This window comes from Sulfurovum sp. (genome assembly GCF_041562805.1).
Lineage (GTDB): Bacteria > Campylobacterota > Campylobacteria > Campylobacterales > Sulfurovaceae > Sulfurovum.
Genome location: NZ_JBFFOH010000019.1, coordinates 16,506 through 30,540, shown reverse-complemented (window position 1 = coordinate 30,540; position 14,035 = coordinate 16,506). Strand labels below are relative to the sequence as shown.

The 14,035-nt window shown below is 37.4% G+C and carries 15 protein-coding genes and 1 riboswitch; of the genes, 2 read left to right on the top strand and 13 right to left on the bottom strand.

Annotation, left to right across the window (positions count from 1 at the left end):
- A partial coding sequence (locus ABYK33_RS04490) for a M48 family metallopeptidase (protein ID WP_373031784.1) occupies positions 1-1,113 on the bottom strand: 1,113 nt, incomplete at its 3' end.
- 97 nt (positions 1,114-1,210) lie between these two features.
- On the opposite strand from ABYK33_RS04490, the gene ABYK33_RS04485 reads away from it, so the two are divergent.
- The gene (locus ABYK33_RS04485; protein ID WP_373031785.1) at positions 1,211-3,145 is read left to right on the top strand and encodes an ABC-F family ATP-binding cassette domain-containing protein; all 1,935 of its coding nucleotides are present in this window, start codon (positions 1,211-1,213) and stop codon (positions 3,143-3,145) included.
- Here ABYK33_RS04485 and ABYK33_RS04480 read toward each other — a convergent pair whose 3' ends face one another.
- The 6 genes from ABYK33_RS04480 to ABYK33_RS04455 form a co-directional block, all read right to left on the bottom strand.
- Positions 3,146-4,255, bottom strand: a complete 1,110-nt coding sequence (locus ABYK33_RS04480) for a LysM peptidoglycan-binding domain-containing protein (RefSeq protein ID WP_373031783.1) — start codon at positions 4,253-4,255, stop codon at positions 3,146-3,148.
- 71 nt (positions 4,256-4,326) lie between these two features.
- Positions 4,327-5,793, bottom strand: a complete 1,467-nt coding sequence (gene thrC, locus ABYK33_RS04475; RefSeq protein WP_373031781.1) for a threonine synthase — start codon at positions 5,791-5,793, stop codon at positions 4,327-4,329.
- A gap of 256 nt (positions 5,794-6,049) precedes the next feature.
- Positions 6,050-6,124: riboswitch (cyclic di-GMP riboswitch) on the bottom strand.
- Between the two features lie 84 nt (positions 6,125-6,208).
- Entirely contained in the window at positions 6,209-7,405 is a 1,197-nt protein-coding gene (locus tag ABYK33_RS04470; RefSeq protein WP_373031779.1) for a hypothetical protein, read from the bottom strand.
- A gap of 11 nt (positions 7,406-7,416) precedes the next feature.
- Positions 7,417-8,268: an acetylglutamate kinase gene (argB, locus tag ABYK33_RS04465; RefSeq protein WP_373031777.1), complete on the bottom strand. Its 852-nt coding sequence runs from the start codon at positions 8,266-8,268 to the stop codon at positions 7,417-7,419.
- A complete protein-coding gene (locus ABYK33_RS04460; protein WP_373031776.1) occupies positions 8,265-9,176 on the bottom strand; it encodes a tetraacyldisaccharide 4'-kinase in 912 nt (303 codons plus the stop codon). The genes argB and ABYK33_RS04460 overlap by 4 nt, the downstream gene beginning before the upstream one ends.
- Entirely contained in the window at positions 9,173-10,000 is an 828-nt protein-coding gene (locus ABYK33_RS04455) for a ferritin-like domain-containing protein (RefSeq protein WP_373031775.1), read from the bottom strand. Before ABYK33_RS04455 ends, ABYK33_RS04460 begins: the two co-directional genes overlap by 4 nt.
- Positions 10,001-10,016: 16 nt before the next feature.
- On the opposite strand from ABYK33_RS04455, the gene ABYK33_RS04450 reads away from it, so the two are divergent.
- Positions 10,017-10,622 carry an MBL fold metallo-hydrolase gene (locus ABYK33_RS04450; RefSeq protein ID WP_373031774.1) on the top strand — a complete coding sequence of 202 codons (606 nt, stop codon included), beginning with the start codon at positions 10,017-10,019 and terminating at the stop codon, positions 10,620-10,622.
- 14 nt (positions 10,623-10,636) lie between these two features.
- Here the strand turns inward: ABYK33_RS04450 and ABYK33_RS04445 are convergent, their stop codons facing one another.
- The 6 genes from ABYK33_RS04445 to ABYK33_RS04420 form a co-directional block, all read right to left on the bottom strand.
- Positions 10,637-10,822: a hypothetical protein gene (locus tag ABYK33_RS04445; RefSeq protein ID WP_373031773.1), complete on the bottom strand. Its 186-nt coding sequence runs from the start codon at positions 10,820-10,822 to the stop codon at positions 10,637-10,639.
- A 53-nt stretch (positions 10,823-10,875) separates the two neighbouring features.
- Positions 10,876-11,259, bottom strand: a complete 384-nt coding sequence (locus ABYK33_RS04440; RefSeq protein ID WP_373031772.1) for a hotdog domain-containing protein — start codon at positions 11,257-11,259, stop codon at positions 10,876-10,878.
- A gap of 240 nt (positions 11,260-11,499) precedes the next feature.
- Complete coding sequence (locus tag ABYK33_RS04435; protein ID WP_373031771.1) at positions 11,500-12,159, bottom strand: winged helix-turn-helix domain-containing protein; 660 nt, start codon at positions 12,157-12,159, stop codon at positions 11,500-11,502.
- Positions 12,160-12,291: 132 nt separating this feature from the next.
- Positions 12,292-13,197 (bottom strand): tRNA 5-methoxyuridine(34)/uridine 5-oxyacetic acid(34) synthase CmoB, encoded by a 906-nt coding sequence (cmoB, locus tag ABYK33_RS04430; RefSeq protein ID WP_373031770.1) that lies wholly within the window; start codon positions 13,195-13,197, stop codon positions 12,292-12,294.
- Entirely contained in the window at positions 13,198-13,731 is a 534-nt protein-coding gene (locus ABYK33_RS04425) for a peptidylprolyl isomerase (protein ID WP_373031769.1), read from the bottom strand.
- A complete protein-coding gene (locus ABYK33_RS04420; protein ID WP_373031768.1) occupies positions 13,732-14,025 on the bottom strand; it encodes a hypothetical protein in 294 nt (97 codons plus the stop codon).
- Positions 14,026-14,035 lie beyond the last annotated feature (10 nt).

The window sequence follows — 14,035 nt, the reverse complement described above, 5'->3', positions numbered from 1 at the left end:
TGGAAATGACTTGTTCTCTGTAACAAGTTTCATAAGTGCCGATACAAGATTTTCTTTACCGCCCATCTGTGAACCAAACTCATCTGCTGCATACTCATTATGACGACTCACGTAAGACATAAATGGCGTAAAGACAAAACTGACAAGTGGCAACAACAACATAAGCATTGCTATCTGCACTCCTGCTTCAGGGATGACACCCATTTGTGTAAACAGTGCATCAGGCAAATGTCCAAAGAGGTAAAACGCTATAAAGAGAAGTACGCCCATAAGCCCTATATTTTTCCAAATGTCACCATGTGTAAAGTGTCCCAGTTCATGTCCTAGTACAGCAAGAAGTTCTTTGGTGTTTAGCTTTTCCAAAAGTGTATCAAAAAGTACAACGCGTTTACTCTTACCCAAGCCACCAAAAAATGCATTGAGACGACTGTCACGTTTACTGGCATCCATCACAAAAATACCATCACTTTTAAGGCCTGCTTGATTCATCATCTCCGTAATTTCCTCTTTCAGTTCACCTTCATCAAGCGGAGAAAACTTGTTAAAAAGTGCCATGAATGTAGGCGCCAATACATTTGCCATGACGGCAACAATAAACATTGCGACAAAGCCCCAAAACCACCATGCTGCATAGCTGTTTATGATCCAAGATAAAAGAGCAAAAACAGCACCACCCAAGATGAAAAATAATAGACTTGATTTTAGTGTATCAACCACGTATATTTTTGCCGTCATTTTGTTGAATCCAAAATCTTCATCTATCTTAAACTTTTGGTAAAGTTCAAAAGGAAGCCCTATAATGTAATTCACGATGATAAAACCAAAAAGAAAAACGACTGCCTGCATGAGACTTCCTTCGACTTGAACCATAGATGAAAGCCAGGCAAAACCTGCAAATACCCACCAGATAAACACCAGATAATCTACAAACGTGGTGACGATAGAAAGTTTCCCATTCGCTACTGCGTAGTTTCCTGCTGTCAGATATTTCTCTGCTGACATTAATACAGGTGTTTTTCTTTTTTCTTCATTGATATAGCCTATCTGCATAATTGAAATATAAAGTTTCATAAAAGTATAAATGGAGTAAAAGATGATGATAGTTTCTAACATTGATGTCCTTGGTTATATTATGGTGAAATATACCAAATCAAGCCTTAAATCCCACTCTATTTGCTATAATTGCAGCAATATACAAGAAGGAAGACTTTTGGCACTCATTGACCTATTTGACATCAAAAAACAATATGACATTAAATTACTTCTTGATGGAGTTGACTTTCATCTGAATGAAGGTGAACGTGTCACAGTCGTTGGGCAAAATGGGTGTGGAAAATCCACACTGATGAAGATTATCATGGGAGAAGAAGAACCCACCGAAGGAAAGCGGGTTGTGAACAATGCTATACATATAGAAATGCTTGCACAACAGCCTCATTTTGATCCTGGACTTTCAGTCAGAGAAGCCATACTCAATGAACTTACAGAGCTCAAAGAAGCCAAAGATGAGTATGATATGCTGAGTCTAAAAGTTGCAGAAGATTTTGAAAATGAAGAGCTGCTCAACAAACTCGAAAAAGTCTCCTCTTTTCTTGACCATCACAATGCCTGGAACCTCGATGACAAAATAGAACGTGTTATGCAGGAATTTCACCTCAAAGCCTATGAACACCGTCCTGTAGTTTCTCTTTCGGGGGGTGAACAACGCCGTGTTGCACTGGCCTCACTCATACTCAAAAAACCTGATGTACTACTGCTTGATGAACCTACCAATCACCTTGATGTCTATATGGTGGAATTTTTAGAAGAGATACTCCTCAAAGAGAATTTTACCTTACTTTTCATCTCGCATGATAGACATTTTATCGATACTATTGCCACACGTGTAGTGGAAGTGGACAATCAAGAACTTGTTAGTTATACAGGCGGGTATATGAACTACCTCGAACAAAAAGAAGCCCGTATGCATGCACTGCAAAAAGGACATGACAACCTGTTAAGACTTCTCAAACAAGAGGAAGCATGGTTAGGAAAAGGTGTAAAAGCTAGAGAAAAGCGTAATCAGGGACGTAAAAAACGTGTTTTTGAACTTCGTGATGAGGCAAAGAAAAACCCAACTCTCATACGAAAGATGATGGTAGAACTTGAACGTGAGAAAAAACATTTTAACCGTGATGAAGGTGTTTCACGTAAAAAGATGCTTTTTGAACTGGAGAACATGTCTTACTCAGTTCCAGGGAAAAAGCTCATAGAAAACCTTACTACCCGTATCTTGCAAAAAGACAAGATAGCCATTGTAGGTATCAACGGTGCAGGTAAATCTACTTTACTTAAATTAATGCTTGGACGTATAAAACCAGAAAGTGGTGTCATCAAACAAGGAGACTTTTCCATAGGTTATTTTGATCAACACAGAGAAATGCTTGACAACAGTAAAACGCTCATAGAGACTTTTTGTCCTGATGGAGGAGATAGCATCGAAGTACAAGGTGTCAACCTTCATGTCTATGGTTACCTAAAATCTTTTCTTTTCCCTAAAGAGTTTTTAGATAAAAAAGTAGGTATGCTCTCAGGAGGAGAGAAGAATCGTGTGGCACTTGCATTGCTTTTAGCTAAAAAAGTAGACTGCCTGATCTTAGATGAACCTACCAATGACCTGGATATCCAAACCATCAATATCCTGGAAGAAAAACTCATCAACTTTCCTGGAGCCATCCTCTTTGTTTCACATGACCGCTACTTCATAGACAAAATAGCATCCAAACTCTATATTTTCAAAGGAGATGGTGTAGTTGAAGAGTCTTATCAGACCTATACGGAATATCTTGAAATAGAAAAAGAGATGAAAGAACTTGATGCTATAGAACAGGAAGTCAAAACAAGTGTCAAAAAAGACGAACCGACACAGAAAAAGAAACAAACAAAACTGAGCTACAAAGAACAACAGGATTATGACACCTTACCTGATGAGATAGAAGCCTTGGAAGGGAAAATGGAGGCACTGAATGCATGTCTACAAGACCCTCAGTGTTATCAGGAAAAAGGGTTGACAGCACTTAGTGATGAATTGTCTAAGATAGAAACACTGTATGAAGAAAAAAGTGACAGATACCTGGAAGTTTTAGAAATTTTTGAGTCTCTGTAACTACCAGTAGATCACAACGCTGCGTCTTCCCCAACGTAGTGCTTTTCTTCTGTCTACTCCCATATATATATCAATACGCTTTTTATAACGTTTATTCATTTTATCACGAACTCTATAATAACCAGGAAGTCCACCTATACGTACTCTGGTTCCATTACGCATACCGTATTTGGTTAGCATATCTCTGGAGACGGCAATGATCTTCATCCCTGGACGAAGACGATTGTTCCATGCTGCCAAAAAAGGTGTACTGTCTGTTTGCCCAACATGTGAGCTGTAAGCAGTGGCAGTCACACGAAGTTTATGTTTGCCAAATCCTTGAAGTAAATTTACTTTGCCACTTTTTTTCCGCGCTGCAAGTCTCTTCTTTTTAGCTTCATCTTTTTTCTTTTGAGCTAAGACATAAGGAAGTGGGAGTTTGATACTTTTGCCGGTACGTATGGCTGTATTGCTTTTAATACTATTAAACTTTACCAAAGCTTTAGGATCAAGATCAAACTTCTTAGCAATAGAGATAAGCGTATCTCCAGCCTCTACTCTATATTCGGCAGATGCCAATGAATCAATCATCTTCTGTTCATAAGGGAGTTTTAATTTTTGTCCTATATAAAGGTTAGCATTGCTTTTAATACCATTCATTTTTGCAAGTGCTTTTGTTGTCAATCCAAATTTTTTAGCCAGTTTACTAAGAGCATCCCCGCTAACAACAATGTATTTTCCATATGCAATTTGAGTTTTTTCAACTTCTTTAACTTCTACAGGTTCTTTTTCTAGGTGTGAAGGTATTTCAGAAATTTTTATCTCTTCTATTTTTTCTTCAACTATTTCTTGTGATACAGGTTTTTTCACTACCTTCACTTTTAAAGGGGTTTGTTCACTCCCTTTAAAACGTAAAGAATCTTCAATTTTTACATATTTTTCCAGCATATCTTTTACGGATATGACTTTCAAAGTAGATTTTTTTGGAATTGGTAATGTCTTAGAGATAATTAACTTTTTGGTATCCATATCATACTTGATCTCTTTGGCCCGTATAAGTTTAGATCCGTAGGGGTAGCACTCTGTTGTACCACCGGTAACAACCCTACAATCAACAATATTTTGTGCCATTGCGGATTCAAATAAGAAAAATGAGAATATTAAAAATGTAAAATAATTTCTGGACATTACGTTATGTTAAACTATAAAAAGTTTAACATCTCTCCTTTTATGGATTCTTTTTCAACAACAACAGAATGGATAACAGGTTTTTTAAATAGCCCATGTATCATAGGTGGCACAGATACATTTGCATTTTCACTCACCCATTTTAATGCTTCAACATCACCATGAACTTCATGCCCCAGTGCTTTTGAAACAGCCGGACTGAACTTTGTCCACTCAGCAGTAGAGTAAACCACTGCCTTCAGTTTTTTTTCTCTTAAGTTCTTATAGGCTCTCATGCATGTTGCTGTATGTGGATCCATAATGTACCCTTTTTTTGCATAAGCACCAACTACAGCTTCACACTCTTCATCGTCTGAGAAAGTAGCATCAAAATCTTCACGTAACAATGCAAGTTCATCAGCAGTCAATTGATACTTACCGTCATTGTTCAATTCATCCATAAGCTCTTTCGTACGTGCTGCACCAAATTTGTCAAACATAACACGCTCAATGTTTGAACTTTTCAAGATATCCATAGCAGGTGATTCTGTTTGGATCAGTTCTCTTGTTGTTATATCATACGCACCATCTGTGATCCAATCTGTCAAAATATTATTGATATTTGAAGAGATAAGGATCTTTTCTATAGGAAGCCCTGCTTTTTTTGCATAATATGCACCTAAAGCATTCCCAAAGTTACCACTAGGGACAATCAAATAGATCTTCTCACCCATTTGGATATTCTCTTTACGTACCAATTCAAGGTATGAGTGGATATGATAAATAATTTGGAAAATGATACGCCCAAAGTTGACAGAGTTTGCTGCTGACAGTTTAATGTTTCTCTCTTCTAACTCTTCCTTGAAATCTTCAGAAGCAAGCAACTCTTTGAGTGTATTTTGCGTGTCATCAAAGTTACCTTTCACACCAATCACTTTAAGATTTGAAGCAGCCTCAGTAACCATTTGAAGTTTTTGAACATCTGATGTTCCACCATCGGGGTAAAGACAAGCTACCTGAACACCTTCCTGGTTTTTGAATGTTTCGAGTGTTGCAGGACCTGTATCACCACTGGTCGCAGCCATAATAAGATAGTGCTCACCTCTTTTTTGAGCAAGTTTGCTCAATACATATCCAAAAGGCTGAAGTGCCATATCTTTAAAGGCTCTTGTCGGTCCATGATAAAGTTCAGAGACAAAACAATCCTCTTCTATTTGTGACAGTGGGACAGGGTTAGAAGGATCATCAAAAGCATCATATCTTTTTAAAGCTTCTTCAAGTACTTCTTTTTCGATATCTATACCAAATTGTGTTAAGAAGTCTAATGCCAATGTTTTATAGTGACTAGAGAGATGTCCCTCTAAAAATTCAGTATCTAGATTTGGAAGTTCTTTGGGTACATATAATCCACCAAAACTGGCACTTGGGCTGAGTATCGCTTCTGAAAATGGCACAGATGAAGGTTTTTCTCCGTCATTTCCCCGTGTCTCAATAAATTGCATCTATATTATCCTATGTTTATATTCCTATAATTATAGCCAACTAAGCTAAGGGTTATGAGAAAGGCTGAAGTAAAATAAGGGAAGAATGAAAATAAGTATTTAGTATCTGTTTATTCTACAACTTAAGGAGAAGAAGAATGTTTTTTAGGGAAAAGAATGTCAACTAATTTTAATCATAGAAACAAACAGAACACTAAAATACTTAGATAATAGAAGAAAAGAAACTTTCTAAAAGATAGATGGTGTCTATATCTCTATTGGTAGTCTGGCGATCTACGTGAGACCCATGACTTTCCGTACCCACCTCGCGATGAACTTGGCTTTTTCAATACAGTATAACCGTATAAGAAATTATAGCACAGTTACCTAAGATAAATAACTTAAATTCTAAAATATTTTAAAAATTTACAATTACCTATTGTTTATCAAATTTTAACATATAGAATTTTGTTGCTCTACTGTGACTGTCGCTCGCGCCAACTGCAACCATACTTCCATCATCCATACGTGCAATTGCATTCATTCTGTCCTTACCTCTGTCACCATAGACATGAGACCAGACACGCTTTCCTGATTTATCAAGTGCGATCATATAGACACTGTGATCACCTTTCCCTAAAGTACTTGTACCTCCGGCAACCATCACGGATCCGTCACCTGTACTCGCCACAGCATTGCCATATTCATAATATTGAAATCCGTAAATCTTATGCCATACTATGTTGCCGTCAGTGTCTAATCTTAATACTGACATATCCGTTTGCGCACTTTTATATGAGCGTGTTGAACCTGTCGCTACAATGCCACCATCTGCTGTAGCCGCTACACCATTTAAACGGTCTGCCTGATCTTCTCCATAGGTTTTAGCCCAGATCTTCTTTCCATTTTGATCCAGTTTCATCACAAAAAAGTCTGTATCTCCAGAACGTTCAAGTTCGCGGTATCCCACAAGCATCATAGTGCCGTCAGCTATACGTGTAAGCGCCTGTGCACTATCTTCTTTTTCTCCACCGATCACATGAGATGATATCATTTTCCCATTTTGATCAAGTTTTGCAATATAAACATCTTTATATCCATTTCCAAATGAATTACTGTCACCCACAACAAGAAAACCACCGTCATCTGTGCTCGCTATACCTCCAGCAAACTCATCACGGTCTCCACCAAAACTTTTTTCCCAGATTACTTTACCCTCTAAAGATATCTTCGCAACATAAAGATCTCTGTCATAATTTTTAGCAAAGGATTTTGAATTACCAAGTACGATCAGACTCCCGTCAAGTGCACGAATGATGGCTTTACCCTCATCTTCTTTTTTCCCACCAAGCAATATACGCCACAATGTCTCACCCTTTGCATTCATACGTATCACACAGATATCTGTACGTTGTGCTCCAAATGATTTACATGTACCAACTAGCGCACTCTCACCATTTTCAAGTGCTACGATACCATTTGCAATATCACCATCATCTCCGCCATATGTCTTCTCCCATACGGTATGGTATGTATCTTTTTTAACTGCCTTTTTTTTAGCTGCCTCTTTTGCCTCTAGCACCGTGAAAATAAATAGGGTTGAAAGTAAAATAGTAAATGATTTTTTTAACATAATTAGCACCTTTATAGTTCGATACAAGTTCCTACACCCGAACTTGTCAAAATCTCAAGAAGTAATGAGTGCTCCACACGCCCATCTATAATGTGTGCTTTTTTTACTCCACCACGTAATGCCTCTATACAGGCATCCACTTTTGGCACCATTCCACCCTGTATCGTTCCATCTTGTTTAAGCGCTTCGGTTTTTTCTATGCTTAAGGTGGTAATGAGTTTCATATCTTTATCTAACACACCAGGAGTATCTGTTAGGAAAAGTACCTTTCGTGCTTCCAGGGCTACCGCTATTTTGCTCGCTGCAAGATCGGCATTGATATTAAATCCAGGATGTCCCATTGTACTGCTCCCTGCTATAGGTGCAATGACAGGTATCGCACCATCTTCGATGATATTGTTTACGATTTCAGGATTAACATGTTCTATGAAACCTGTATAACCGAAGTTTTCAAAATCTTTAGGAATCCCCTTTAAAAAACCGCCATCTTTACCTGAAATTCCAATGGCTTTAGATCCGTGATTGTCAAGTAAAGAGACGATCTCTTTATTGATCTCTCCACTCAATACCATCTCTGCGATACGCATCACTTCTTTCGTGGTCACACGTTGACCATCAACAAATTTTGTATCCACACCTAGTCTTGCAAGCATATCTGTAATGCTTTTACCTCCACCATGTACGATGATGGGTTTCATCCCTACAAGATGCAGTAATACAATATCCTGTGCAAACTGTTCTTTTAATTCATCACTTGTTTGTGCAGAACCACCATACTTGATCACTATTTTTTCATTAGCAAATTTTTTAATAAACGGTAAAGCATCAAGGAGTGTCTTTACAACATCGATCTTATTTTTCATTGTGGGTATCCCTTTATATATTCATCTACTTGAGTGAAAATGGTCTCTTTGATCTCTAATTTTAACTTCATTTCAGAGATAGGCAACTTAAAGCCTTGCATTTTCACTCTATCTTTTTCTGTCATAAGAAGACTCTTAGCTTTATATTTAGACAGAAGTATTCTCAACTTTTCTTCCTCAAAATAGGCATGATCTTCCAAATATATTTTTTCTACTACACCTTCTGGAAGATAGCTGTCCAGTCTACTTGGATTTGAAATGGCTGTCACAAGCAGCATCTTTTGTGTAAGATCTTCAAAATATACTTGACGTTCAAAGGATTCCCCCTCTTTAGCCACTATGTCTGCATACTTTTTATTGAACCAGAATTCTCTGAATGCACCAGCAGGGAAAGGCAAATAATTTTTGATATATTCAGGTTCAAGTACGATCTCAAATTTTCCTATCTCTACACGATTAAATCCATCATCCAAGATAATACACTTGGCACCTTTCTCTTTGGCTAACGCTATGGCAACTTCTCGATCTTCACTGACAATAACAGAAGCATGGGGCAAAGATTGTGCCATAAGCATCGGTTCATCTCCACTCTCTGTCACGTCTACAAGAATCTTGCCCTCAGAGCTAACCTCAAGCATTCCTTTACTTTTACGCCCATAGCCACGAGAAATGATGACTACACCATCTAATTGTTTTGCAAGAGCTATAGCAAAAGGTGTTTTCCCACTACCCCCAACGATAAGATTTCCTATGGAAATGATAGGGATACCAAAGTTTTTTTGAGAAGTGACCATTCTACGTACAGACATCATGAGTCCATAAATGATGGAAAGAGGAAGAAGAAGCAATATCAGAGGGTAATGGTACCACCTTGGTGCAAAGAACATCTCTTCAAAAAAGAGTCTCATGTACACTCCTTTGCACCCAGTTTTTTTATCTCAGAGCAAGAAAATCCAGCTTCTTTTCTTGCTTCAACATTTACATGAGGACGGTGTTTTGAAAGTAAATGATAACGTTCAAGTATCTCAAAATAAACCTCTTCTTCGGTGCCCTCTTTATGTCCCTCTTTTTTACAAAGATTCTTAAACCATTTGTCACCCTTAAGTACATGGTCTATCTCTTCATCATAAATGATATGTAGTGTATCTATCAGTTTTTTCACCTGAGCATTTTTACGTTTGTTATCCAACTTTTTAATGATCTGCGGACTGACATCAAGACCTGATGCTTCAAAATATCTAGGGACTATCGCCATACGGTCTAATATATTGTGTGCTGTATTGTTTGCCGCATCAAAAAGACCACAATGCACAGGGAAATCACCATATGAAAAACCTAACTCTATAAGTAATGCATCTAACATTTGAAAGTGGCGTATCTCATCACTTGCGACTTCCAGCCAATCTATTTTATATGCTATAGACATCTCTGGGTAACGATACACTGCGTCAAGTGCTAAGTCTATGGCTGAGTACTCTATGTGTGCAATAGAATGCACTAGCGTAGCCAATCCTTCTAGTGTATCGAAGTCTTTTCTCGTACGTAAGTCTTTAGGTGCAACAATGATACACTTGTCAGTATAAGATGGCTGTGTAAACATTTTAGGTACAAAATCTTCCTCAATACTAACCTCATTTTGGTTACAATACACCAAACACTGGGTAGTCAACGCTTCTTTAACCAGAATATCGTTACTGATAATGGCTTGCTCTAAGACTTCATATATATTCATAGGAGAATTATATCACATGCAAATCAAAATCCAACCTATGGGACCTTACCAAACCAACTGCTATATTGCTACTGTTGATGGCAAAGATTTCATCATTGACCCTGGAATGGGTGCGACACAATGGGTCCTTGACAATGTCACCAATCCTGTTGCCATACTTAACACACACGGACATTTTGACCATGTATGGTCCAATGCAGAGGTCAAAGAAAAGTTAAACCTCCCTATCTATTGTCCTAAAGGTGATGTTTTCATGCTCTCAGATGATCCACTGAACCAAGGTACACCTCCAAGCAAACCTGACTTTATCATTGTAGGTGATGAAGAACTAAACATAGAAGGTGTGAAGATAAAATTCCGTCACTTTCCAGGACACACTCCCGGGTGCAGCATCATAGAGATAAAAGATGTATGGTTCAGTGGGGACTTTCTGTTTGAGCAGAGCATAGGAAGATGGGATTTCCCTTCCTCAAGTGGAGAAGACATGGTAAAGAGTCTGGAAAAAGCACTTACGTTAGAGGGTGACTACACGATCTACCCAGGTCATGGAATGAGCACGACTCTGAAAGCAGAACAAAAGGTCATTCCCTTCTGGATAGACCAAGTAAAGAGAACTATTTAATCATAGTCTCTATACTATTTGTTTCCTGCAGCACATTTTCCTGCAGCACACTTTCCTGCTTCACACTTCATAAAGGGTTTTAAATCACTTTCTTTTGTAGGTTCATATGTTTGAAATGCCCCTTCGCTATAGAGAACGTAAGCCAAAATTCCAGCAAGTATTGCCAGACCTAAAAAAACATAAAGTAGAAATTTTTTCATTATCATTTACCTTGAATCGTATTTAAAAAATGAAGTATAGCATAAGCTTCTTATTAGCCTAGAACATGCGCAGGCAATACAAACGTTGTAAAATTACCTTCAAACACTAACTTTTCATTGACAAAAGCTTCTACTTCTACCTCAGCCTTCTTACCTTTTATATTCGTAACCGTAGCTTTACAGATGACTGCATCACCTACTTTCACGGGGGCTATAAATTTAGAATTTGATGCACCGAGTACCACATAAGGATCATTCACTGCACTCATCGCAGCATAATCTGCTGCACCAAATATGAAACCACCATGTACCAACCCCTGCGTATCAGCTGCCATTTGCTGTGTGGTATGAAGCAGAACCTCTGCATAGTTTTCTTGAAGCTTTATCACTCTTCCGCAAAGTGACGTATTTATATTGAGATGGGTATTGAGTTGCATAAATGATCCTATATAATTTTTAAAATTATAGCTAAAAATAATCTATTAATCACACGAAGTGTACTTTGTCATTTCGAACGACCTTGTAAGCGCAGCGATTCGAGAGGAATGACGATTTTTGCTTACTTTTTCTAAAAAAGGAAGAGAGAAACAACACCGTAGTTAAGATAAGAGGAAATATTTACAAATTATAAAAAGTTGGAAGATGTATTCCCATCAAGATGATGGGAACATAAAAAATTAGTATGAGAATTTATACCCACGTCTACGTACAGTATGAATCACCTGAAACCCAAGTATACTCTTCAAACGCTTACGAATCTGGTTAATAGCCACCTCAACTGTATTATCACTAACATATTCAGGTTCTTCCCAAAGTGCATTGATGATCTCATCTTTAGAAAAAACACGTTGCTTACGGAGTGCAAGGTACGCTAAGATATCAAATGTCTTACCATTAAGAGAAACGATCTTCTCATCATACTCTATCTTTTTATTTGCAATATCGATAACAAGCTTATCAATGTTGACCTGTGTGCCAAAAAGGTGTCTCATATTTGCCAAAACTCTAGCAGCAATAAGATCCGGATACTCACAGTGCTGATAGATCACATCATCTACACCCAAAGAGAAGAAACCAGCTTGTGCTTGCACATTACTTGTGAGTATCATGATCTTCGTTTCACTCTTTTTCTTTTTCACTTCATTTACGTAACGTTCAAGTGAAAACTTAACACCCTCATCTACGATCACAACAAGTTCATAGTGTCTAAAGTCTGTAAAATTGGTCGCATCATACATATCTTTTGCATTATCAACAATACAAATAAAATATTTATCTAATTCTTTTTCAAGTTCTTTTACGTATTCGTCATTGAAACCTACGGTTAATATTCTCATTCATTTCCATTCAATGAGAAAGTGGCAAAACTTAAATTTTGTCCGCTTTTCTCTTTTATTAGCGTATTTATAGCTAAATCAACCTTATTTAAAAATAAAAGTAAATTTAAATATAAGAGTTTTTACATTATTTTACAATGACTTGATGGCTTTTATGTAGACTCTTTTGGGTGCAGGATAACCCTCAACTGTCTTGGTATCATCATTTGGATCAAGGAAGTCTTCAAGACTTTGTGTGTCTATCCACTCTGTCTTTCTTTGTTCATTAGATTCTGTCTTCATAGTTTCTAATACTTCAACTGTTTCAAACCCTGCCCTGTAACACCAGTTCTTTAATGCGCTAACGGTAGGTACAAAATAGATATTTGGTATCTTTGAATAGCGGTCTCTAGGCGTCAAACACATCTCACCCTCACCATCTATCATAAATGTATCCAAAATGAGCTCACCGCCTTTATTAAGTCCTTTAAAGAGTGATTTCAGCATTGCAACCGGATCAGACCTGTGATACAGTACGCCTAAACAAAAAAGTGTATCAAACTTATGTTCATAAAACTCTACATGTTCTACACCCAAAAGTTCATACACGATGTCAGACTTTATAAAATGATTGATAAACTGAAACTGTGAGTAATAGATAGCAGATGGGTCAAACCCTATCAGTTTTTTAGGCTCTTGCGACAACATTCGAAATAGGTAATAACCATTATTACATCCTATGTCTCCAACGATCTTATCCTTAAGGTCGAAGTGTGGTTCAAGGAGATTGTATTTGATATGGCTTTGCCATTCAGAGTCTATAAAAAGATCATTAATCTGGAATGGCCCTTTTCGCCAAGGCTTCATCAAAAGTGCCGTCTCTTTTATCTGCTGTGCATCTTCCGCACTTAGATTTGGAATGTGAACTTCAACCCTATCTCCAAGTTTCACCTCAACATCTTCATACGTTTTAAGCGCTTTAATGGCTTCTTGGTAAGGAACTATGTTTTTCCACGTAAGCCATTTCTTACGCTCATCCCGTAATGTATCTAGACTCATCTATTTTTTAATGTACGCTTTCTTGATGACTTGATCAAATAATGGTCTGTTATCACCTCTGGAAACAGATACATTTTCCATCTTTTGTACAACTTTTTGTCCGTTAAGCACTTCTCCAAAGATCGTATGTTTACCATTTAACCAACCTGTAGGTGCAGTGGTAATGAAAAACTGACTTCCATTTGTTTTGGGACCGCTATTTGCCATTGCAAGTAAATACGGCTTATCAAAAGCAACATTATTTCCAAACTCATCTTTAAAAGGTTTACCCCAGATAGACTCACCGCCTCTACCGGTACCAGTAGGATCTCCACCCTGGATCATAAAACCTTTGATCACTCTATGAAAAATGAGTCCATTGTAGTAACCATTTTTAACATGTGTCGTGAAGTTTTCTACTGCAAGCGGTGCCACGTCAGGATACATTTTCAATTCTATTTTCCCTACATTTGTTTCAAGTACAACAATCGTATCTTTCGCATATGCTTGAAAAGCCAATCCTAGAAACAGTAAAGCTACTAATAATTTTTTCATTTATATATCCTTTTCACATTTATCTATGTTTAACTTTTTGAGTACTTTTGTTAAAAACTCTCCGCCTTCTCTATGTATATCATCACGAAATTCTATATACATCGCATGCAGATCTTTTCTATCATTAGAAATCTTTTCGAAAATGAAAGGTGTTTGACCTGTCTCAGCTTTAACCTCATCTATAGCAGTAATAATATCGGATTTTACTTCCTCATTATTGGCAAACACAAGGCTCAAACCTTGATAACGTTCTTCCATTCTTATATGCGCTTCTATCTCTTTACATCTATCCATTTTTATCCTT